The organism is Halopseudomonas pachastrellae (assembly GCF_900114765.1).
GTDB lineage: Bacteria > Pseudomonadota > Gammaproteobacteria > Pseudomonadales > Pseudomonadaceae > Halopseudomonas > Halopseudomonas pachastrellae.
In genome coordinates this window covers 1-22,753 of record NZ_FOUD01000015.1, presented here as the reverse complement: position 1 = coordinate 22,753, position 22,753 = coordinate 1, and the positions used below count along the sequence as shown (strand labels likewise).

The window sequence follows — 22,753 nt, the reverse complement described above, 5'->3', positions numbered from 1 at the left end:
TACAGGCAAAGAATAAATTTTGCCCGAAGATAAAACAAAGGAATATTATTTATGAAACAGATAACCAACTGGAATTCGAGATGGACACAGCAAACCTGCAAGCCTTTCTTGCCGTTGCCGACACCGGCTCGTTCTCACGAGCAGCCGAACAGCTGCACCTGACCCAGCCGGCTGTCAGCAAGCGTATCGCCATGCTGGAGCAGCAGCTTGATGCGCGTTTGTTCGACCGCATTGGCCGCCACGTCTCGCTGACCGAAGCTGGCCTCGCCCTGCAGCCAAGGGCCCAGCAAGTGCTCAGTCTGATGAATGATACGCGCCGCGCCCTGAGCAATCTATCAAGCGAGGTATCCGGCCGTCTGAGCATTGCCACCAGCCACCATATCGGCCTGCATCGCCTGCCGCCGGTGCTGCGAGAGTTTACCCGCCGACATCCGCAGGTGTCTTTCGACATCCAGTTTCTGGACTCGGAAGTTGCTTACGACAAGGTCCTGCACGGCGAAATCGAGCTGGCGGTGATTACCCTGGCGCCGGAGGTTGCACCACCGGTGATGAGCGAGCTGATCTGGGATGATCCGCTGGATTTTGTTATCGCGCCCGAGCACCCGCTTGCCCAACAGCGCGATCTGGAGCTAGCCCAGCTGGCGGCCTATCCGGCGGTCTTCCCTGGCACCAACACCTTCACCCACAAGGTGGTCAGCGACCTGTTCGAGCATTACCGCGTCCAGCCGCAGATCAGCATGAGCACCAACTATATGGAGACGATCAAGATGATGGTCTCCATTGGTCTGGCCTGGAGCGTGCTGCCGCGCAGCATGCTCGACAGCCAGGTCAGCGTGTTGCAGCTCCCGGGCGTGCACCTGCAACGCGAGCTGGGCTGCATCTGGCACAGCGGACGGACCCAATCAAACGCCGCCCGCGAATTGATTACCCTGCTTCGTGCGGCTCGCACAGACGCCAAGGCAGACCGCTCGGCTACCCGACCAATGGCGTAGGCACAATGGCTTGTTGACTGGCGCGCCAACGACTAAGGTCAAGGTAGTCGGAAACCGCCGGGCAAGACGCCCAAACACCCTGCTCGGCATCGGGCCAACCATCGCTTTTCGCCGGCCTGGTTGGTCCCAAAATGGATCAAACATCAATGCCAGGCAAAACCGGAGTCGCCCCGCCGACTCCCTCCACTGCGACCGATTCCTCCTTTGTGCTGTTGTTCAACGGCATGCCTGGGCCTGCACTGCTCATTGACAGTCAAACCCAGCTCATCATCGACGCCAACCCGGCGTTTATTGAGGCCACGCAATACGAACGCCAGCAACTGCTCGGACAGCCCGCTGGCGACTTTCCGCTATGGGGCCACCCGAGGCGCTGGCGCGCCATGATGCGCAGCCAGCAGCGCCATAACTCACTACACGATCAACCCATCGAATTGCTGCGCCGTGATGGCGGCCTGCTCAGCTATCAGGTGAGCATCGTCAAACTCAACCAGCAGCTATTGCTCTGCCTGCAGCCACGCTCAAGCAGCAACGCCAGCGATCAAGCGCTAAAAGACAGCCGCAGCCGCCTGAAAATGGCGCTGGAGGCCGGCCAAATGGGCATCTGGGATTGGCAGATAGCGACCGACGCCTTGCACTGCTCTGCCCGCAGTGCAGAGCTGCACGGCTTCCAGAGCGACGACTGGGACGGCTGCGCAAGCCACTTCCTGCAGCATGTCGTTGCCGAGGACCGGCAGGCCATTCGCCGCGCCTTCATTGCCATCTGTCGGGGGCGCGAGCCGCGTTACCGGTTAACCTATCGCGTCACCGTCAACAAGCGCCAGCGCTGGCTGCAGGCGACCGCCACCTTGCACCTCAATCAGCAGGGCCGGCCCGCACGCATGATTGGCACACTGGTCGACATTACCGACCAGCGCCGCAACCAGAACGCTCTGGTTGAAAGTGAAGCCAAGTTCGCCATCCTGTTTCAAAACGCGCCTGACCCCTACTGCCTGCTGCACAATCAGCGCGTCATAGAGGTCAACCAGAGCTTTGCGCGCACCTTCGGCTACAGCGCACTTGATCTGATTGGGCGCCAACCCGAAGAGATCGGCCTGTGGAGCTCGCACAGCGCACACCGCAGCCTGCAACAAGCCGCGCGTGGTGAACGTGAGCTGCACGGCTTTACCGAGACCTTTTCCACCAACAACGGGCATTTGCTGTTATGTGAGGTGGGCAGCACACGTATTCGTATCAACCACCAGCAGTGCGTGCTGTTCAGCTTCCGCGATATCACTGCGCGAACCCAGGCCGAATCGGCGCTGCGCGCATCGGAAGACAAGTTTGCCCGCGCTTTCAAGGGCAGCCCCGACTCGATCAGCATCAGCGAACTGAAGACCGGCCGCCAACTCGAAGTGAATGACGGCTTTTGTCGCCTGACCGGCTACAGCTCAGAGGAAGCCATTGGCCGCACGGTCGACGAGCTCGGCATCTGGATAGACGCAAACGAGCGCGACGACCTGATCCGCACGATGGAGGAAAAGGGCGGCGTATACGGGCGAGAGATGCGTATCCGCACACGCCACGGCAAAGAGATACTTGTCTCCATTTCGGCCCAGCCGCTAACCCTGGATGGCCTCGACTGCATGTTGCTGACCGCCCGCGACATCAGCGAACAGAAGCGCATTGAGGCCCGCGTCAAACACCTCGCGTACCACGACGCACTGACCAACCTGCCCAATCGCCTGTTGCTGAGCGACCGCCTGAGCCAACTCAATGCCCTGCACCAGCGCCACGGCCTGCGAGGCGCCCTGCTGTTCTTTGACCTCGACCATTTCAAACACATTAACGACTCGCTCGGGCACTCCTGTGGCGACGCCGTGCTGCAAGAGGTAACCCGCCGCCTGCTTTGCCGCGTGCGAGCCGAAGATACCGTTGCCCGCCTTGGCGGGGATGAATTTGTTGTACTGCTCAGCGGCTTTACCAGCAATGGCGCAGCGCTCGCGCAGGAAGTAGAGCGTGCCGCCCGCGAGCTGCTTGATGCCATCTCTGCACCCATGCAGATTGAGGGGCACGCACTGCAACTCAGCGCCAGCATCGGCATTGCCCTGATACCGGACCACGGCGACAGCGCGGAAGACCTGCTAAAACGCGCCGATATAGCCCTGTACCGGGTCAAGGAACGCGGGCGTGACGGCATAGCCTTTTTTGAACAATCGATGCAGGTGGCGGCCAGTGAACGCCTGGCCATCGAATCCGAGCTGCGACGGGCCATCAGCAAGGGGCAGTTCTGCCTGTACTACCAGCCGCAGTTTGATTATCGCAGCCAGCGCATTGAAGGCGCCGAATCACTGTTGCGCTGGCAACATCCGGAGCGTGGTCTGATAGGCCCCGGCGCCTTTATCGATGTTCTCGAACAAAGCACCCTGATTCTCGAGGCAGGTCGCCAGATTCTGCATCAGGCCTGCGCCTTCATCGCCGAACTGCTGGAGGCCGGCCTGATCACTCCGCAATTCAGCCTGAGTGTGAATATCAGCCCGCGCCAGTTCCGCCATGCCAGTTTTGTCGACGACGTGCTGGAGGCCATCGCCCTGCACGACATCCCGACCAGATGTCTGAGCCTGGAGATCACCGAGGGTATCGTGATCGAGAACATCAACGACACCATCGACAAGATGAACCTGCTGCGCAGCCACGGCGTGCACTTCGCCATCGACGATTTCGGTACCGGCTACTCCTCCCTCAGCTACCTGAAACAGCTGCCGGTTGACCTGCTGAAAATTGATCAATCCTTTGTTCGCGACTGCCCGCACAATCCCAACGACGCCGAAATCATCCGCGCGATCATCGCGATTGCCACCAGCTTGCACCTGGGCCTGATCGCCGAGGGCGTGGAAACTCAGGAACAGCTCACATTTCTGCACCAGCAAGGCTGCGAGCAATTTCAGGGCTACCTGTTCGGCAGGCCGATGGACGCCAGCCAGCTACGCAGCCTGCTGCAAAATCCGCCGGACTACGCCGTCACCTAAACCGCCAACTTGATCACAAAGCGACGGAATCCGCGGCCTCCAAGGGAACGGCTGCCAACCTTTGCTGTCATATCGGCATGGAGCGCAACACCGTGTTGCGACCTCAGATCATAGGCAGGAAAGGAGTACTCATCATGAACAAGTCTATGTTGACAGGCGTCCTGATCGGCGCGGCGGTAGCCACAGCTGGCGGCGCCATTGCCGGTTACACCGCCTTTGTGGACACCACCCCTACCGAGGCTGAAGTTCTTGATGTAGCCGAAATCACGGAAACTCAACGGACCCCACGGGAAGTCTGCAATGACGTCGCCGTCACCCGGCAAAAACCTGTGCAGGATCAAAACCGCATCCTTGGCACCATCGCCGGCGCGGTCGTCGGCGGCGCCCTGGGCAACCAGGTAGGCGGCGGCAGCGGCAAGAAGATCGCCACCGTCGCAGGTGCTGCCGCTGGCGGTTATGCCGGCAACCGCGTACAGGAAAACATGCAGAACAACAGCACCTACACCACTACCGAGCGTCGTTGTGAGACTGTCTACGACAGCCACGACGAGGTCGTCGGCTACAACGTAAAATACCGCATCGGCGATGAAACCGGCACTGTCCGCATGGACGAGAAACCCGGCAGCAGCATCCCGCTGAAAGACGGTCAGCTGGTGCTGAGCAGCAACTGATTTACCCACGCTGTAAACGCAAGGCCGCCATGCGCAAGCATCGCGGCCTTGTTTTTTCAGGGTGCCGCTTGGCAACCTGCCCCATCACGCCCTTATGCCACCCACACAGCGCGTGCTGCCTGTCAGGCAGCCTTTACTCCAGCCCCTGAGTGCTCTCGCGGCACAACTCCAGCCAACGTTCCACACCAGTGCTGCGAAACTTCTGCCGGTGCAAAGCGAAGTAGAAACGGCGATGAAAGTCCCGATGCGGCACAGGGAGCGGCACCAGGCGCCCGCGATTGAACGCATCGACCAGCGTGATCTCCGACAGGCAACCGAGCCCCAGTCCCGCCTCCACCGCACGCTTGATGGCCTCGGTATGCTGCAGCTCCAGCTTGATATCCATATTGGCCAGCAGCCCATGCATAGCCCAGTCAAAGTGCTGCCGCGTGCCCGAGCCCTGCTCACGGACAATCCACGCTGCATCAAGCAGGTCGTCATCCGATAGCCAGGGCTTGCCGGCCAACGGATGATCTGGCGCGCAGAACACCACCAGTTCGTCATCACGCCAGTGCACCATTTCCAGGTCAGGGTGCCGGCTTTCGCCCTCGATCAGACCCAGGTCGAGTTCAAAGTTGGCCACCTTGCGCACGATGGTCTCGGTATTGGCCACCTCCAGCTCTACCCGAGCGCCCTCCTGCTCACTCATGTACCGCGCCATGATCTCGACTGCCAGGTAGTTACCGATACTCAGCGTAGCGCCGACGCGCAAATGTCCGGTGCCCTGATGTCGGGCCAGGGCCTCCTCCAGACTGCTCGCCTGCTCCAACAGCGCCTGCGCGCGAGGACGGATGCTGTCACCCAGCGCATTAAGCTGCAGGCGCTTGCCTACCCGGTCGAACAGCTGCACGTCAAACTGGCTTTCCAGATCCTTCAGCGCGCTGCTGGCCGCAGACTGCGACATCGAGAGGCTGGCAGCGGCGCGGGTCAGGTTTTCGTAATGCGCCGTGGCCAGAAAAACCTCAAGCTGCCGCAGGGTATATTTCATAATCGATTTTACCGAATAGCTATATAAGAACAATTCTCTTTAACGGCAAGACTAACCGCGCGTAGACTCCCCAGCCAAGAGATGTTCACTTCTGGAGGCGTCATGGCAGGTTTCAACACCGAGAAAGTACTCAGCGTGCACCACTGGACAGATACCCTGTTCAGCTTCAAGACCACCCGTGATCCGGGTTTCCGTTTCAAGAACGGACACTTCATCATGATCGGTCTGGAAGTGGAAGGTCGCCCGTTGATGCGCGCCTACAGCATCGCCAGCCCGAACCACGAGGAAACTCTGGAGTTCTTCAGCATCAAGGTGCAGGACGGCCCACTGACCTCACGCTTGCAGAACATTCAGACCGGCGACCAGATCATGATCAGCCGTAAGCCGACTGGGACCCTGGTGCTGGACCACCTGATCCCCGGCCGCAACCTGTATCTGCTCAGCACTGGCACCGGTCTTGCGCCGTTCATCAGCATCATTCAGGACCCGGAAACCTACGAACAGTACGACAAGGTCATTCTGACCCACGGCTGCCGCAATGTCAGCGACCTGGCCTATCAGGAACTGATTACCGACATCCTGCCGAACAACGAGTACTTCGGTGATCTGGTACGCGAGAAGCTGATTTACTACCCTACGGTTACCCGCGAGCCCTTCCGCAACGAAGGCCGTCTGACCGACCTGATGAGCAACGGCAAGCTGTTCGAAGATATCGGCCTGCCGAAATTTGACCTGGAGCAAGACCGCTTCATGCTGTGCGGCAGCCCCAGCATGCTGAAAGATTGCTGTGAAATCCTCGACGCGCACGGCTTCCAGGAAGCCCGCCACGGCGACCAGGGTCACTATGTGATCGAGCGCGCCTTCGTCGAGAAATAAGCAGCCTCTGTAACGAAGAAGCCCCCGGTGCTCATGCACCGAGGGCTTTTTCTATACCTTCCCGCCGCGCGGGCCCGCGACAAACCAGATAATCAGCCCCAGCAGCGGCAGCAACACCACCAGCAGAATCCACAACAGCTTGGCCCCCATGCCGGCGTTACTCTGCAAAATGTTGATGATGGCCCAGATATCGCCAATCAGAATCAGCAGGCCGATCAGCCCACCGCCAGTGTTGATGTTCATAACGTACCCCCATTTTGTGTGTCACCACAGTATAGGAGGCGCTCGCCAATCCCGCTGTCAGACCTCCAGCGGCGCCAGCATGACCAGCGCAGATTGGGGAACCGGCTGATACGCCAGGGCACTTTCCACGGCGGCCGTATCCACCCAGCTGCAGGTATCACCGGGCGTGGGCAACATACATTGCGATAATCCGGCAGGCAAGGTCAGGCGATCACCAGCGCGCAGAGCAATGAGCAGTACCGACGACGCGTTGAGCAGGCACAGCCTCACCCGCCCCCGCTCTATACGGCGCTCCAGCGCCCCGCAAACAAAAACCTGAGCACCATCAATGCGCTCCTCCGGCTGTTCATAGGCAGGCGCACCATGGCACTCATGTTTACGCTGGGCCCCGACCATAGCCGGCGCCTCGGCCGGCAACAGCGTAATACCCATCGCCGCCAGCTCGGTTTCAATATCCTGCCTATGAGTCAGTACCCGGCGTGGACACTGCAGATCCTCCACCCCGTAAACCGCCAGAATGCTCATCCAGCCCCCTTTGATGATTGGTCGTGCAGGCGTAGCAGCAATAGCAACATGCCGACAAAGGCTGCCAGCGCGGCAGCGGCAAACGTCAGCGTGGGCCCCATGCCAGCCCAGGCGTAACCGGAACACAGTGCACCCAGCGCACCGCCAATGCCTGCCAGCGTGGCATAAAGTGCCTGCCCCTGTCCCTGATACCTTTCGCCAAAACGTTGTTGCACCAGATGAATGGAGGCAACATGAAATGCACCGAATGTCGCTGCATGCAGCAGCTGGGCAAACAGCAGAACCAGCATCTCCTCTGCCAGCGTACCGAGCAACAGCCAGCGCAACGCTGCCAAAGCAAAGCTGACCACCAGCAATTGCCGCAGGCTTATCCAGGCCAGCAGGCGGTGCATGAACATAAACAGCACGATCTCGGCCAACACCCCAAGCGCCCAGAGCAGGCCAATGAGGCCTCGACCATAGCCCAGCGCCTCGAGGTGGATACTGAGAAAGGTGTAATAAGGCCCGTGCGACAGCTGCATCAACGCCACGGCCACAAAAAAGGCAGGCACACCGGGCTGACGCAGACGCCGCAAGAACCCGTCGCCGGCCACCGCGGCGCTGGCAGGCTGGCGTGGCGGCTGCGGTACCAGGCTGCTGCACACTGCAATCAGCAGCATGATGCCGAACATCGCCATGGGGTAGACAGCCATGCCGGCACGCTGCAGCAGCAAGCCCAGCAAGACCACTGTCAGGATAAAGCCAACCGAGCCCCAAAGACGCAGCTGGCTATAGCGCGCAGACTGACTACCCAGGTGCGCCAGAGTAATGGCTTCAAACTGCGGCAAGACGGCGTGCCAGAAGAAGCTGTGCAGCGCCATGATCGCCGCCAGCCACCAGTAGTCCTGCCGCCAGAAGATGCCCGCAAAACACAGCGCAGTCAGCAGCGCGCCTACCCGGACGATCAGCAGACGCTGCCCGGTAGCATCGCCCAGCCAACCCCACAGGTTGGGCGCAATGCAGCGCATCAGCATGGGGATGGCAACCAGCTCGCCAATGCGCGCCGGCGAAAAGCCCAGCGATTCGAAATAAAGCGACAGGAATGGCGCTACCCCGCCCAGCAGGGCGAAGTAGGCAAAATAGAAACCGGACAGCCGCCAATACGGCAGTGGTGAACCCGCGACCGTGCTCACGGCTGCGCGCGCCGGGTCAGAGCTGACCCAGCACCGGAGTGGTGACCTTGACGTCAGCGTTCTGCGCACGGTGACGCAGCAGGTGGTCCATCAGCACCAGTGCCATCATGGCTTCGGCAATCGGCGTTGCACGAATGCCGACGCACGGATCGTGGCGACCTTTGGTAATCACATCGACCGGCTCACCGTTCACGTCAATGGAGCGGCCGGGGGTAGTAATGCTGGAGGTCGGCTTCAGCGCCAGGCTCGCCACAATCGGCTGGCCGGAGGAGATGCCGCCCAGTACTCCGCCAGCCTGGTTGCTGACAAAACCTTCCGGCGTCAGCTCGTCGCGATGCTCGGTACCACGCTGAGCAACCGACGCAAAGCCTGCACCGATCTCGACACCCTTGACCGCATTGATGCTCATCAGGGCGTAAGCCAACTCGGCGTCCAGGCGGTCGAAAATCGGCTCACCCAGCCCCGGCGGCACGCCTTCGGCAACGACAGTGATCTTGGCGCCGACCGAGTCCTGATCACGGCGCAGCTGATCCATGTAGGCCTCCAGCTCGGGAATCTTGTCCGGATCCGGGCTGAAAAACGCGTTGTCGTTCACGCCATCCCAGCTCTTGAAAGGAATCTCGATGGGGCCCAGCTGGCTCATGTAACCACGCACCTGGATGCCTTGGGCCGCCAGATATTTCTTGGCAATGGCACCGGCAGCAACGCGCATGGCGGTTTCACGCGCGGACGAACGGCCGCCGCCGCGATAATCGCGCAGGCCGTACTTGTGATGGTAGGTGTAGTCGGCGTGGGCCGGGCGGAACAGATCCTTGATCGCCGAGTAGTCCTTGGACTTCTGATCCGTATTGCGAATCAGCAGACCAATCGGGCAACCGGTAGTTACGCCTTCAAACACTCCGGACAGGATTTCGACCTCATCGGCCTCCTGACGCTGGGTGGTGTGGCGGCTGGTGCCGGGCTTGCGGCGATCCAGATCACGCTGCAGGTCCTCGCTCGACAACGGCAGGCCGGGCGGGCAGCCATCAACAATGGCGACCAGCGCCGGGCCGTGGCTTTCGCCAGCCGTGGTAACGGTGAAGAGGGTACCGAGCGTGTTTCCAGACATACCAAGAACCTGAGCTAAACATGGGCAGTGCGGCAGTATACCCGCTGGCCGTTAACGGTGACAGTCTGCGGCCCGGCGGGTAGGCTACGCCCTCCTCTTTGACGCCGGAGCCACCATGAGCGAGTTGCTGCCACTACTGCTACCCGACAACCTGGCTCCGCACTGGGCGCTGATCCTGATCCTCGCCGCCGCCTTCACCTCTGCGGTAACCGCTGCGATGGGCGCCGGCGGTGGCGTCATGCTCCTGGCTATCATGGCGCTGATCATGCCGGCTGCCGCAATCATTCCGGTCCATGGCATGGTGCAACTGGGGTCCAACGCCAATCGCGCCCTGATGACCTGGCGCCATATCAACATGCGGGTCATCGCCTGGTTTGCCCCTGGCGTGGTTTTGGGGGCGCTGGCTGCCAGCCTGCTGCTGGTGCGCCTGCCGCTGGCAGTAGTGCAACTGAGTATCGCGCTGTTTATTCTGCTGCTGTGCTGGGGGCCAGCAATACCCAAGGTAGCCACCGGCCCTGTCGGCACCCTGCTCGCCTCGGTGATTACCAGCTTTCTCAGCCTGTTTGTCGGCGCCACCGGGCCATTGGTCGCCGCTTTCATCAAGCAGCAGCAAGCACACCAGCGGTTGCAGACAGTCGCCACCTTTGCCGCCGCCATGAGCCTGCAGCACTTGCCCAAAGCCTTTGCCTTTAGCGCCGCAGGGTTTATCTTTCATGACTGGCTCGCCCTGATGGCGGCCATGATCGCCGCTGGCGCACTGGGCACCTGGCTAGGCCTGCATCTGCTCAAGCGTATGAGTGATCGGCACTTTGGACGACTGTTCAACCTGGTGCTCAGCTTGTTGGCTGCTCGCCTGATCTGGGAAGCCGCGTCCAGCTGGTGGTGACATTACAGAAAACCGTCATCCGGCCGATACAGGCTGGAGAGGTGCACAAGCACCCGTAGCCCCCAGGATGACAGCATGACCTCAACCGACGCACTGGCTGACCGCACTCCCCCGGAGCAAAGCGCCCTGCGGGACCCGTTCGCCCGCGCCAAACCGTCGGATTCCTACTGGGTGCAGCTCAAGCCCGTGTTCAAGGCGCGCATGCTGGTGCACCCGGAAAAGCTCGCCCAGATCGCGGTCACCCAGGAGCAGGCTGGCGCGCTGGAGCTGCTGCGCTTGCAGGTACGCTTTGAAGGAGAGCCGCTCGCCGAGTCCGGTAACCGGATGGAAGTGCTGGTGGACCACAAGCGCAAGCGGGTGCGCTTTGGCCCGATAGAAGGCGTGCAGATACAGCCTGGTCAGCGCGGACTGGGAACCTTCATGCTCGCTCAGTTGATTCACTGGTGCCAGCGCTACTGCGGCGACTACGCTGTGACGCCCATCACCCTGCGCGACAGTGACAGCGCCACCGAGGACGCCCGCAAAGCCCGCGACACCATCCTCAGCCATGCAGGCTTCAGCATTACCCCGTTGGACAGCGAGGCCGGTACCGCTATCGCCCAGGCCAACCGCGTCAACGACCTGATCGGCAGCTGGAATACCGAGCGCATCCAACCTCTACAGGTCAACAACCTGCTCGCCCAACTGCGGGAGCACGAGGGCCTGACCCAGAAACAAAGCGCCCAGATCAACCAGCTCGAGTCTGCCATCGCCAGCTACAAGCGCGCGGACCTGGGCAACCGCTTCGCCATCGGCTGTCTGATTGTCTTCTCGATTTTTCAGGCGTTGATGCTGCTGTGGGTTGTGCTGCGCTGAGCCAACCCTGAGCAAAGACCTGCGCAGCGAACGCCACGCACCAGCCGCTAAAACGCGTTACAGGCTCTCGGCAAACAGTGACTGAAAGTGACGGCACTGCTCTGCGCTCAGCACAAACACACCGTGGCCACCCTGCCGGAACTTGACCCACTCAAAATCCACTTCTGGCCACTCGGCCATCACGTGCACCATGCTGTTACCGACCTCGATTACCAGCACGCCGTCCTCGGTCAGGTAGTCCGCCGCCTCGGCCAGCATCCGGCGCACCAGGTCAAGCCCGTCATCCCCTGCGGCCAGCCCCATCTCCGGCTCGTGTCGATACTCGTCGGGCAACAAGCTCATGTCTTCGGCATCCACATAGGGCGGATTGCTGACAATCAGATCAAAGCGCTCGCCAGCCAGCCCATCGAAGCCATCCGACCAGCGCGCCTCAACCCGCTCGGCCAATTCGTGCATCTCGATATTCTGTTCGGCCACCGCCAGCGCATCGGCAGACAGGTCTGCCAGCACCACCTCGGCCTCAGGAAACGCGTAGGCGCAAGCGATACCAATGCAGCCGCTACCGGTGCACAGGTCCAGAATGCGCAACGGCGCGCGCTCAAGCCAAGGTTCAAAGCGGCCATCAATCAGCTCGGCGATGGGTGAACGCGGCACCAGTACCCGATCATCCACCACAAAATCCAGCCCGGCAAAACGTGCGTGTCCGGTCAGATAGGCGGCCGGCATGCGCAACCGAATACGCTCCTCCAGCAACGCCACAACGGCGTCACGCTCCTCGTCGGTTACGCGACAATGCAGGTACTCCTGCGGCGTCTCCCAGGGCAGGTACAGGGCGTGCAGCACCAACAACCGCGACTCATCCCAGGCATTATCGGTGCCATGGCCAAAAAACAACTCGGCCTGATGGAAGCGACTGACGCCCCAGCGAACCAGATCCTGAATGCTGTGCAAAGCGGCGTATTCACTCATGATGCAAGAGTCCTTATTCAAAGCAGGCATCCATTTTACCCGCCAGACCGCTTGCGAACAGCCGCGAATGCAAACAAACACCGGCGCAATCGCGCGCCAGGCTGGCTTTTCGATAAGCCGCAGCTGTTACACTAGCCTTTTTTGCGTACCGGCCAGCAGCATGCCACAGGACTTTTCTCCCGACGACGATCTCGACCTTTTCCGTCAGGCCGTGCAAGGCGCCAAGCGTCTGAAGCACGACCAGGCCGAGGTCGGCAAAGCCCCTCGCGACCGCGCCAGCATCGCCGCCAGTCGCCAGCGTGCGACCCTCAAAGACAGCGCCGTCGTGGTTGATGGCCTGTCAGACCAGTTCGTCATAGACGTGGACCCCGAGCAGGAACTGGCCTGGGCATCAAACGGTGTGCAGGACGCGCAGCTGCGCAAGCTCAAGCAAGCCCAGATACCCTTCGACGGCTCCATCGATTTACACGGCATGACGATCGAGCGCGCCCGCGAGCTGCTATGGGCTTTTCTCGCCGAGGCGGTCAAGCAGGAGATCCGCTGTGTCAGGGTTACTCACGGCAAGGCTCGCAGGCTGGACGGCCGCAAACCGCTGATGAAAAGCCACGTCAACACCTGGCTCAGGCAGCACGACAAGGTGCTCGCCTTCACCTCCTGCATCCCCCGCCACGGCGGCACCGGATCGGTCTACGTGCTGCTGCGCAGAAACATGCTTGAGGGAAGGGACGACTGAGTGGAAGCTGGAAGCTGGAAGCCTGGATGAGGTGGAAAGAAAAAGGCCGGCAAGCGCCTTTCACCCACTTACCGTCTTTGCTGTTTGGACAAGCCGTCGCCTACCGACTAGCGCGTCCCGATAATCAGGCATTTTGCTTCAGCCACTCAGCCGCCGCGTCCCCCATGGTTTTCGGCGTGCCGTCACTCATCCAGGCCATAAAGGACCTGTCAAAGCGAAATGCCGGGCCACAAGCCTCACGCATAAAGCAACGCACATTCTGGGCGTTGCGATATCCCGCATTGACTGGCGTCTGCGGGGTGATCACGTCTCGATGCCAATCAAAGGCAGAGAGCTCCAGAGCCTCATCTTTCACGCTTATGCCCTCACAGTCTTTAAGGTGGGAACGCCCGAAAGGCGCCCCCAAAGGTCACGCCAGCGCGCGTACTACTCGGCAAAGCCTACAAAACTGGCCACCTCTGCCACCTCACGGCGGCGCGACACCACTGCGTTGGCCGGGAAGCTGTCGTCGGGATAGCCCATCGCCACACAGATAATGATCACCTGATCATCCGGAATACCCGCGTGCTCGCGCACCACCGGTGAATGCATGATGCCCTGACTGTTAACTACACAGCCCAATCCACGCGACCAGGCCGCGTTGACCAACCCGTTGACCAAAGCGCCACAATCAAACTGCGCAATATCACCCTCACGCAACTGGCGGTCGTAGGTCACCACCACCGATACCGGCGCATCAAACTGACGAAAGCCGCGCAACACCCAGTCCTGCCGCTTTTCCTTATCGTCCCGGGCGATGCCCATGGCCTCGAACAGCTGCACCGCGATCTCAACCTGACGCTGGCGATGCACACCTTCGTAGCTGCCTGAATCGCGGGTTTCCTTGGACGGCGCTACGCCAGTGACCATGCGCTCGGTGTTCTCTGCTCGAATACGGTCCAGCGGCTCGCCGGTCAACACATGCAGGTGCCAAGGCTGGGAGTTCATTGATGACGGCGCACGTGTGGCCAGACTGATTACCTCCTCAAGTACTTCGCGCGGCACCGGCTGTTGCCGAAAAGCACGGATACTGCGCCGCCCCAACACCACATCATCGTAATTCACCGCTGCACTCCTCCTGCATGAAACCTCGACTTGTTATCCGCCGACGGTAGCACAACAAACAGGGCGGCTGATGGCGGTCAGCCAGCGGCTATAAAGGGGTATTCAGCAACTGAGGGCAAAGCGGCAAACCAGACAACGAACACCCTCCTCAGCCGCGATGAACGTTGTCATAGTCATCCGCCTTGGGCGTAGCCTGAATGCCACGGGCTTCTTGGTCGCGGTAGTAGGTCTCGATGCTCAACTCAGGGTCGATGCGAGCGCGCAGAATGCAGGGTTGTTGTTGCCAACTATAGGCTGCGTTGCGGCGCATGGATTCATGCTGGCCGCGCCGTTGCCAGGCGCGGGCATTGGTATCACGCCAGCGGCGTGGTGGCCTGCCGCTTTGAGCGTCGTACCGCGCGGTAGTCGGATCAAGGTGGCGGAACTGCTCCAGCACCGGTAAGTCCGGCAGAGGCTGACTGGTATCCATATAGCGCTGCAGACAGTCCCAGAACGCCATCGCCTCTTCCGGTGAAAGCCCCAGGGGATGCAGTTTGCCGCCCAAGAACACCTCACAGGTGGTGTACCTGTGGTGTAGCCAGAGCGCCATACCACCGCTGCCGTGCGAGCCGGGACGGTATTCCATGGTGACATCAAACTCATAGAACGGCGCCATAAAGGGCTTACGAAAGCGACGTGCGACGGTCACCATCCCGGTCTGACGGTTAAATCCGCTGCCGTCGTATTTGAACAGGCGCAGGTAAAGAGCGATCAACAGATCAAAACCGATGGCTGCCATAAATATGGATAGCCCCATGGCCACTGGAAACCAGAAAATCTCTACGTCCTTGTCAAGCCAAAAGTGCGCAATAGATACACATACAACGCTTACTCCTAGACCCGAGATTGCGTGCACCAAGTATGATTTAAAGCTTTTCTCCCAATATAGCCAGACACTGACAACCATCATAATTAGGCAAAAAACTCCGAGCCCCATCAGTAAGGCAGCCACCTGATGAACGTCATCAGACTCATCGGGTATTAGCTCCACCACTGAAAATGCCCAAGACATCCAAGTAATAACGAGGAGGAAAAAGTACTTAAAATAAATAAACAACAATATAATCTTATTGAAATTCTCAAATCTCCAGCGCTGATGATCACAATAAGTATCGCCACCACCAGTGCGCTCTAACCATGCTTGCTCCTTCCCCTGCAGCTGCATATCGACAACCTGCCACGGATCAAGTCCAGCGTAATGCCCCCAGCTCAACTGGGTACGGCGAAGATTGGTACGGTTTTCGTCTTGCTGCCATTTATGAGGAGGCTGCCGGGGTATTTGGCGCGAATCATAGGCGCTGTCGGCGTATGTAAGGCCAGTTGAAAGGCTGTCCAATTCAGCTCCTTTGCTGACGCGAAACCACGTACAAACCTTCTTGAATCGGTGAGCTGCAGTTTACGTTTCTAACCAGCACGACCTTTTCAGTGCTGGGCTTTACGCACCAGCACGATGAATATTGTCAAAGTCTTCTGCCTTGGGCGTAGCCTGAATGCCACGGGCTTCTTGGTCGCGGTAATAAGCCTCGATGCTTAACTGCGGATCGATACGTGCGCGCAGAATGCAGGGTTGTTGTTGCCAACGATAGGCTGCGTTGCGGCGCATGGATTCATGCTGGCCGCGCCGTTGCCAGGCGCGGGCATTGGTATCACGCCAGCGGCGTGGGGGCCTGCCGCTTTGAGCGTCGTACCGCGCGGTAGTCGGATCAAGGTGGCGGAATTGCTCCAGCACCGGTAAGTCCGGCAGCGGCTGACTGATATCCATGTAGCGTTGCAGGCAGTCCCAGAAGGCCATCGCCTCCTCTGGTGAAAGCCCCAGGGGATGCAGTTTGCCACCCAAGAACACCTCACAGGTGGTGTACCTGTGGTGTAGCCAGAGCGCCATACCACCGCTGCCGTGCGAGCCAGGGCGGTATTCCATGGTGACATCAAACTCATAGAACGGCGCCATAAAGGGCTTACGAAAGCGACGCGCAACGGTCACCATCCCGGTCTGACGATTGAAACCGCTGCCGTCGTATTTGAACAGGCGCAGGTAAAGAGCAACCAATAGGTCAAATCCGATAGTGCCCATAAATATGGAAGCGCACATTATCGCAGGAGGCCCAAAAACGCTGTAGCCCTTACCTAATACTAAGTAGTCAGCTATAGCGCACGAAACACTAACGCATAGGCCACAACCAGCCAGAATCAAGTAGGAACTTAAGCTTCGTTCCCAGTACAGCCAAGCACTCAATCCGATCATAAGCACAGAAAATACACCTATAGCGAAAGAAATGAGCTTTGTTTGATGGTCGGCCTCTGGCAAAGGCCCCACGACAGAGATCGCCCAAAATAGCCATGCAAGAAAAAACAAAGAAAAGTATTTAAAGAAACTCAATAGCAAAATTATTTTATTGAAGTTCTCGAATCGCCAACGCTGGTGGTCACAATAGATATCACCGCCACCTGCACCCTCCAACCAAGTTTGCTCTTTCCCCTGCAACTGCATATCAACAACCTGCCAAGGTTCCAGGCCGGCGTAATGGCCCCAGCTCAACTGGGTACGCTGTAGGTCAGTGCGGCTCTCGTCCTCGCGCCATTTGTGCGGAGGTTGAGCAGGTATACAGGTTGAATCGTAGGCACTGGCGGCATAAACCGTATTAGTCAGAATTTGGCTCATAGGGAGTCACGCTCACTTAGCGCAATCAGCCAGTAGGGGACGCTACCATCAACATCACTATCTTCGGGAAACAGTCGCGGGTTAAAAACAGCCCAGTCACGGGCAGGGGGTTGCGGTAGCACCAGATCATCGAAGGCAGGAAAGGGATCATTCGGCCTGCAGTCTTGTCGCCCCAACGCAAACTGCGCTCTCACTTTAAGGGCGTACTGCATTTGCATCAGGCCAGTGTAAGCCTGACTACCGACATGCGGCAGGACATAGACAACGCGGCTGGCATCCATAACCACCGCGCCTAGCTTGTAATGAGAGAGCGGCCTGGCTGGTAGACGCTTCCAGCCTGTCTGATGGCCTCGGACCCACTGCAGCTCAGAAGCCATCAATCGGAATCGGCTGTCGTTGGGATACTGGCCCAGCAAAACGGATTTCAGCTCCACTACCCAGTCGAGGGGGTGTAAATCTCGCTGGCTCGCACGCGCAGCCAGCTCCAGTTTTCGGCTTTCATGTTCCGGCGCACCCGCCACCCAAGTACTCAAGCGAACGATCTTCACCTGTGGTTCGCCAATCGCCCCCAGCAGTTGCTGATAGGCCACTCTCGGATCGTTCATATGCGACAAACGATGCTCAACACCAAAGGGGCCGTGCTTAATCGCCTGCTCAATCGCACCGTCGGCCTGTACAGATCAAGTATTCACCTGACACCGGCCCCGTTCCGGGGCTGAGTTAAGCAGCGTCCTCCGTGGCCGGCTCTGGCTGCTCAACAATACCTTCGATGAACGCTTGGCTTGGCGTTCTCCCGTTCATCATTCGACCCTGGTGGGGGCGCTCGTAGTTGTAGTGGTGCAGGTACTTATCGAAGTCCTCCTGCATCTGTTCAACGCTCTCATACCACGTCGTACGCCCTGCCACGCGGAAGTGCTCATCCAGCAGCGTGCGGTGTAGTCGCTCCACAAATCCATTGCTCTGTGGACGTCGAACACGCGTGGTTCGGTGCTCGATCCCTTCGAGCTGCAGGAACAGTTCGAAGGGGTGGTTATCGGGCCTGCCGCAGTATTCGCGGCCGTTGTCCGACAGCACGGTTTCTACCCTCACGGCGTGCTGCTCGAAGAACGGCAGCACATCGTTATTCAAGACATGAACCGCAGTGACCGGCATCTTGCTCGTGTACAGCCTCCCAAAAGCAAAACGGCTGAAGCAGTCGATGACGGTTTGCAGATAAACCTTGCCGACGCCTTTGAGCGTGCCAACAAAGAACGTGTCTATCGCAACCAACTCGCCGGTGTGATGCACCTCAATCTGCCGCTCCCGGAACTCAGGGCTAAAGCGTTCCAGCAGGCGAATCTGCTCATCGCTGAGCTCCAGCGCACGATCCTTTTGCTCACGTTCCAGTCGCAACAAACGGTCATGCTTGGACAGCAAGTCATGCCTGCTCCAGACGCCTCGAACGCCGCCTGAGCTAACCGTGATGCCGCGCAGGGCCAGTTCTTGCGATACCCGTAATGGGCCATGGGTAGGGCGCTGTAAGCTGTAGTCCAGAATGGCTTGCTCAATCTCGGGCGACACCCGGTTAGGATGCGCACCTTTGCAGCCCGGCAGCTTATCCAGCAGGCCAGATGACCCGTAGGTCTGGTAATTCCTGCGGATCTCGTAGAACTGCTGGCGGCTGTATCCCATCACCTTGCAGGCCTTGCTGACGTTGCGTAGCTCTTGCGCCAAGTCCAGCAGGCTGAGCTTACGTCGTGCTATTTTCTCCTCGGTGGTCATGCGTGCTTCTCCAGGTTACGGACAGGTAGGGGTACCCGTTTCATAACCCGGTTCGAGGCCGTATGACCACCACCCCTGACAGTGGTCAACTGTCAGGTGAATACCGTATCAGCACAGTCGGCCATCAGCGCCGCAGCTAACGCACCACCGATCAGCAGCACGACCCCTGCTGCCAGTATCCAAGGACTTGCGAGCACGCCGATCGTATACAAAGCCCATATCGCACCGCCCCCTGCTGCGATAGCATTTGCCACCGAAACATCTTTGTCTCCTGCATCAAAAGCACGCTTGGCGTCCCAAACAAAAATCAACGCCGTGAGCGCCATGGCTCCTCCACCTAAAATCCGAGACGCGTTTAACCAAGTGCTACCGGTACGACTTTTTAAATTACCAGCCCAGCGCTCTGATACCTTTGATACATCGATGCGTCCCTTCTCCCAAAGTACATACCAGGGAGACTTGCTATTGGAACCTTCAAGAACTTTCAGCGCGACATTGTTGGCCGCTAAGAGAAGATCTACAGACGCTGAGATTGCGACGGTAGTAGTCCTGCCCTTCCCGCTCGCACCCTCAACGTTCACATGCAAGTTATACGCAGCCATCACCGTCGCCAGCAGCGGCAACGCGGGCGACTTGGCTAGTTGCGCAGCCCTCCCAACATTCGAGACGCCCACCCGCCAGCTATTGAGTTCCTGCACCAGCGGATCGTTTGCCGGGGCAGCAACCACCATGAGGCGGCCCAGGTCCTTGCTCGCAAAATGGTTCGCCTTTGCAAGCTTGCCGCTGGAGGTGCCGAGCACGTCGCCGGAACGACCCTGCAGGTTACTGTAAAGGTAGTTTTCTCGGGTCAGGGTGGCTCGCTCGCTAGGTGTCAGCCCAAAACTCAGGCCCGCACCATGAACGCCCAGCACCACCATATCCTGCGCCAGTGCCTGACCCTGGGGTAGAAACTGAAGCGACTTTGCCTTGGAGTGCAGCGACTTCAGCAACCCCATTGTGGGTGTAAACAGGCGCGGCAATTCCACCTGCACAGTTGAGGGGGCTACCCGCAACTTTCGCAGCGTCATCAGCATCACTTTCGACAGGTGCGCCAGCCACTCATCAACTGCCAGAGCCAGGTTTTGGGTGGAGTACTGATAGTTGGCATCGCCTTGGCTTTCCATTCCTGCAAACAGCGCGAGGGTACTGATCCCCATATTCTCGGGGTCCGCCGGCTGCGCTTTTGCAGCAAGGTCAGCCAGTCGGCTCGCCAGCTCCGGCAGCTCCCCCTCCCCTGCGGCAAGCGCTGTGCGCGTCAGCGGGTGACTGGCTTCCGCAAGGTGGGTTACCAGGCGCTCTATCGAGCGCGACAGCCGACGGCTATCGGCTACGGTGCTACGCGCATCGGTATCGTGCGGCAGGCGGCCAAGCTGCTCCAATAGTTCTATCAGCAGGCTATATGGCTCAAGCAGACGTTCATCGCGGGAGTAAATCCAGTCGTTCCAGACTAGCGACAGGCCGTCGTGGCACAGCGACATGGTGCGATCGAGTTGCCGGTGCAGGCAGTCGCGGGCCATGCGTCGCTCCTGTTCCATCATCGACTTGTCCAGTGCCTGAGTGTCGACCTGCGCGCGCAAGCTGGCCAAGGGAGCATCAGCCAACATGGCCCACTGATGCAGCAGCTCGGCATAACGACCATGGGGCTGATAGGGGATCAGCGCGTTGCAGGTTTGCAGGGTTTCGGTCGCCAAACGAGATTGTTCAACAGCATGGCGAAACTCAAATAGCGGATCATTCAACAACAGGCCGACCAGTTTGGGATAGCCTCGCAGGGCTTTGTCATCCAGCACATCATTGGCAGGCGGCAACGCCGGCAGCGGCTGCGGGCCTTGTGTTGACATGTGTTCGGCCAGGGCCTGCTGGTGGCTGTACAAGCGCACAAGCGGCTCCTCAGGGCTAAGCTCCAGCAGTGCGGGCGTAAAGGTGTCGGGATTGCTTAGCAGGCACTCGAGGTGCAGGTCTCGAGGGCGCAGGCCGCTTTCCAGTGCATCGACCAGCACGGCCGGCATCGCAAGAGTCGGGCGCCAGTGTTCCTTGCCGACCACGGCTGCTGCCCAGGCGGGCGCTACGTTCTGGCAGCGCGCCTTGACCCTGCTACTGTCCGCCTCGAGCCAACTGATGTACTCCCAACTCCAGGGCATCTCGCTGTAGGCCATGTCGACCTGATCGCCGACGTAGCGCCCCTGTAGCAATACGGGCACCAACGTGAGTGCCAGTGGCTTGCCTACGGGGGCACGGTCGTCGCAGGGTTGGCCCACCGCCGACTGACTCCGCCAGTAGCTCACATCAACGTCGGCAAGCGCCCCCCTGCCATCACACACCTGCTCGCGCCAGAGCTTGCCCTTGCGAAAAACATAGATACGCCCCGGTCTGGTCAGCGCACCAACAGGCTCCTGGTCGGCCCCCTCACTGACAGGCAGGCGTGCCATGGGGACGATTGCCAGGAAGGTATTTTGCTGAATTTCCGGCTCTTCCTCGTGGCTGCGCATGTCCTGCTCGACCAGAATTTGCAGGGTGCCACCATCCTCTCGCTCAAGATTCAACGCCAGGTTGGCCCGCTGTGCGTTTTCATACTGGGCGCGCTTGCGCGTGCCTTGCTCGATTGACTCGTCCTTGAGTTCACTCATTGCTTATCCTCCGGGTCCAGCAGCTGTACCTGCCCGCCGAACGCCGGGTCTCCCCACACGTCTACTATCAGTTGCTCCAGCCCGGTCTTCTGATTCGACTCTGCAACTGGCAGGTTAGACGCTGCTCTACCAGTGGTTTCCCCTGCGCTGTCCAGTGCAGTGTGTGCCGGCAGAGCCGGCAACCCCGGCTCAGCCGGGGTGCCCTGCCCCGGGCTGCCGCCGGAGTTCAGGCGGATATTGGCGCCGGTGATAGTGACGCCGCTGGGGTCGATTTTGATAAAGCTGCCGCCGGCCTTGAGGGTGATTTCCATGCCGGCGTCGATCACGACCTTGCGGCCGCTGGAGAGGTGAATTTCCTGCCCGGCTTCGGTCAGCTGGCGTTGGCCGATGCGGGTGTGCTGGCTCTCGGCGATCGTCAGATGATCATTGGCCTTGAGTTCGGTAAGGCGGTTGGCGTGGACAGTGCGGTGCACTTCGGCCAGGTGCTCGCTGTAATGGTTGGCGACGATGTGGTCGTGACGTTCATTGCCAACGTGCAGGCGTTGATCGTGCTCAATGCGCTGGTCCCAGTCGCGCTGGGCGTGCACGTAGATCTGCTCGGCGCCTTTCTGGTCGTCAATGCGCAGCTCGTTATAACCTTCGCCGCCGGGGGAACTGAGGCTTTTGAAGGTGCTGCGGGTTTTGTGGGCAGGCAGATCAACCGGCGGCACGTGTTCGGCGTGGTAAAGACAGCCGGTGATCAGCGGCTGGTCCGGATCACCCTCGAGAAAGCTCACCAGCACTTCCATGCCGACCCTGGGAATGGCCAGGGCGCCGTAGCGATCGCCGGCCCAGCCGCTGGCAACACGCAGCCAGCAGCTGGTGGTGTCGTCGGCCTGGCCTTCACGGTCCCAATGAAACTGTACCTTCACGCGGCCGTGCGGGTCGCAGTGAATTTCTTCGCCTTCTGGCCCGGTAACCACGGCGCTTTGGCTGCCGGCGATGCGGGGTTTGGGGTGGTCCAAGGCCGGGCGCCAGATGGCTTGCCAAGGGGTGGCGATAAAGCGGTTGCGGTAGCCTTGGGTGAAGCCATCGCTGGCTTGGGTATCACTGGTTACGGCTTCTTCCAGCACCTGCGGCTGTTTGCCTTGGTGCTCGATACTCGTCAGCAGCCAGAGGTCATTCCAGTCATCACGCAGGTGGCCGGTGAGCGTCAGAAAGTGCCCGCTTCGCAGGCCGGGTTGGTCGCTCTCGCCGTTGGCTTGCAGCTGATGGCTGCGATGGCGCTGCAGGTGGATGCGGCTGAGTTGCTTGCCGCGCTCGCGATCGGCAAAGCGGCCAGGGTAGTCGTAGTCTTCCAGCGCTGGTTGCGGCGCGCCGTCTTGCAATGTGGCGTCAGCCTCCAGCTGCAGGCGGGGTTTCAGAAAGTCGTAATCGCGGCGGGCCACACGGTCCGGGCGGGTAGCAGCAGTCAGGCTGAAGC

General features: G+C 59.7%; 21 protein-coding genes. 7 read left to right on the top strand and 14 right to left on the bottom strand.

The annotated features are described in order from the left end of the window. Positions 1 to 80: 80 nt before the first annotated feature. The 3 genes from BM116_RS12445 (at position 81) to BM116_RS12435 (ending at position 4,668) form a co-directional block, all read left to right on the top strand. A complete protein-coding gene (locus tag BM116_RS12445; protein ID WP_083728179.1) occupies positions 81 to 992 on the top strand; it encodes a LysR family transcriptional regulator in 912 nt (303 codons plus the stop codon). 146 nt (positions 993 to 1,138) lie between these two features. Further along, the gene (locus tag BM116_RS12440; protein WP_169847289.1) at positions 1,139 to 3,997 is read left to right on the top strand and encodes a bifunctional diguanylate cyclase/phosphodiesterase; all 2,859 of its coding nucleotides are present in this window, start codon (positions 1,139 to 1,141) and stop codon (positions 3,995 to 3,997) included. 134 nt (positions 3,998 to 4,131) lie between these two features. Next, positions 4,132 to 4,668 carry a glycine zipper 2TM domain-containing protein gene (locus BM116_RS12435; protein WP_083728181.1) on the top strand — a complete coding sequence of 179 codons (537 nt, stop codon included), beginning with the start codon at positions 4,132 to 4,134 and terminating at the stop codon, positions 4,666 to 4,668. 133 nt (positions 4,669 to 4,801) lie between these two features. On the opposite strand, the gene BM116_RS12430 is transcribed toward BM116_RS12435, so the two are convergent. Then, a complete protein-coding gene (locus tag BM116_RS12430; RefSeq protein WP_083728182.1) occupies positions 4,802 to 5,695 on the bottom strand; it encodes a LysR family transcriptional regulator in 894 nt (297 codons plus the stop codon). A gap of 102 nt (positions 5,696 to 5,797) precedes the next feature. Between BM116_RS12430 and BM116_RS12425 the strand changes: the two genes are divergently transcribed. Continuing rightward, positions 5,798 to 6,571, top strand: a complete 774-nt coding sequence (locus BM116_RS12425) for a ferredoxin--NADP reductase (protein WP_083728183.1) — start codon at positions 5,798 to 5,800, stop codon at positions 6,569 to 6,571. A gap of 51 nt (positions 6,572 to 6,622) precedes the next feature. On the opposite strand, the gene BM116_RS12420 is transcribed toward BM116_RS12425, so the two are convergent. Genes BM116_RS12420 through aroC form a run of 4 tightly spaced genes read right to left on the bottom strand, consistent with a single transcriptional unit; the run spans position 6,623 to position 9,619 of the window. Beyond that, positions 6,623 to 6,814, bottom strand: a complete 192-nt coding sequence (locus BM116_RS12420) for a PLDc N-terminal domain-containing protein (protein ID WP_083728184.1) — start codon at positions 6,812 to 6,814, stop codon at positions 6,623 to 6,625. Between the two features lie 57 nt (positions 6,815 to 6,871). Then, positions 6,872 to 7,339 (bottom strand): hypothetical protein, encoded by a 468-nt coding sequence (locus BM116_RS12415; protein ID WP_083728185.1) that lies wholly within the window; start codon positions 7,337 to 7,339, stop codon positions 6,872 to 6,874. After that, entirely contained in the window at positions 7,336 to 8,511 is a 1,176-nt protein-coding gene (locus BM116_RS12410) for an MFS transporter (RefSeq protein WP_083728186.1), read from the bottom strand. Before BM116_RS12410 ends, BM116_RS12415 begins: the two co-directional genes overlap by 4 nt. A 16-nt stretch (positions 8,512 to 8,527) precedes the next feature. Further along, entirely contained in the window at positions 8,528 to 9,619 is a 1,092-nt protein-coding gene (gene aroC / locus BM116_RS12405; RefSeq protein WP_083728187.1) for a chorismate synthase, read from the bottom strand. Between the two features lie 115 nt (positions 9,620 to 9,734). Between aroC and BM116_RS12400 the strand changes: the two genes are divergently transcribed. Both BM116_RS12400 and BM116_RS12395 read left to right on the top strand, forming a co-directional pair. Beyond that, a complete protein-coding gene (locus BM116_RS12400; RefSeq protein WP_083728188.1) occupies positions 9,735 to 10,505 on the top strand; it encodes a sulfite exporter TauE/SafE family protein in 771 nt (256 codons plus the stop codon). 75 nt (positions 10,506 to 10,580) lie between these two features. Further along, positions 10,581 to 11,360, top strand: coding sequence for a hypothetical protein (locus BM116_RS12395; RefSeq protein WP_083728189.1), 780 nt, complete (start codon positions 10,581 to 10,583; stop codon positions 11,358 to 11,360). Positions 11,361 to 11,417: 57 nt separating this feature from the next. Here BM116_RS12395 and prmB read toward each other — a convergent pair whose 3' ends face one another. Continuing rightward, entirely contained in the window at positions 11,418 to 12,329 is a 912-nt protein-coding gene (gene prmB, locus BM116_RS12390) for a 50S ribosomal protein L3 N(5)-glutamine methyltransferase (protein WP_083728190.1), read from the bottom strand. A gap of 160 nt (positions 12,330 to 12,489) precedes the next feature. On the opposite strand from prmB, the gene BM116_RS12385 reads away from it, so the two are divergent. Next, positions 12,490 to 13,062: a Smr/MutS family protein gene (locus BM116_RS12385; RefSeq protein WP_083728197.1), complete on the top strand. Its 573-nt coding sequence runs from the start codon at positions 12,490 to 12,492 to the stop codon at positions 13,060 to 13,062. Between the two features lie 124 nt (positions 13,063 to 13,186). Here the strand turns inward: BM116_RS12385 and BM116_RS12380 are convergent, their stop codons facing one another. The 8 genes from BM116_RS12380 to tssI all read right to left on the bottom strand — a co-directional run. Then, the gene (locus BM116_RS12380) at positions 13,187 to 13,417 is read right to left on the bottom strand and encodes a DUF6434 domain-containing protein (protein WP_235846753.1); all 231 of its coding nucleotides are present in this window, start codon (positions 13,415 to 13,417) and stop codon (positions 13,187 to 13,189) included. A 71-nt stretch (positions 13,418 to 13,488) separates the two neighbouring features. After that, entirely contained in the window at positions 13,489 to 14,166 is a 678-nt protein-coding gene (locus tag BM116_RS12375; protein ID WP_083728191.1) for a nitroreductase, read from the bottom strand. A 148-nt stretch (positions 14,167 to 14,314) separates the two neighbouring features. Beyond that, positions 14,315 to 15,541 (bottom strand): hypothetical protein, encoded by a 1,227-nt coding sequence (locus tag BM116_RS19185; protein ID WP_235846752.1) that lies wholly within the window; start codon positions 15,539 to 15,541, stop codon positions 14,315 to 14,317. A 99-nt stretch (positions 15,542 to 15,640) separates the two neighbouring features. Beyond that, positions 15,641 to 16,864 (bottom strand): hypothetical protein, encoded by a 1,224-nt coding sequence (locus BM116_RS19180; RefSeq protein ID WP_235846751.1) that lies wholly within the window; start codon positions 16,862 to 16,864, stop codon positions 15,641 to 15,643. Continuing rightward, positions 16,861 to 17,454, bottom strand: coding sequence for a hypothetical protein (locus tag BM116_RS12360; protein ID WP_139056989.1), 594 nt, complete (start codon positions 17,452 to 17,454; stop codon positions 16,861 to 16,863). The genes BM116_RS19180 and BM116_RS12360 overlap by 4 nt, the downstream gene beginning before the upstream one ends. Positions 17,455 to 17,584: 130 nt before the next feature. Further along, the gene (locus BM116_RS12355; RefSeq protein WP_083728194.1) at positions 17,585 to 18,625 is read right to left on the bottom strand and encodes an IS481 family transposase; all 1,041 of its coding nucleotides are present in this window, start codon (positions 18,623 to 18,625) and stop codon (positions 17,585 to 17,587) included. 92 nt (positions 18,626 to 18,717) lie between these two features. Next, positions 18,718 to 21,291 (bottom strand): hypothetical protein, encoded by a 2,574-nt coding sequence (locus tag BM116_RS12350; protein WP_083728195.1) that lies wholly within the window; start codon positions 21,289 to 21,291, stop codon positions 18,718 to 18,720. Continuing rightward, on the bottom strand, positions 21,288 to 22,753 hold a 1,466-nt coding region (gene tssI, locus BM116_RS12345; RefSeq protein ID WP_139222363.1), incomplete at its 5' end, for a type VI secretion system tip protein TssI/VgrG. The genes BM116_RS12350 and tssI, both read right to left, overlap by 4 nt.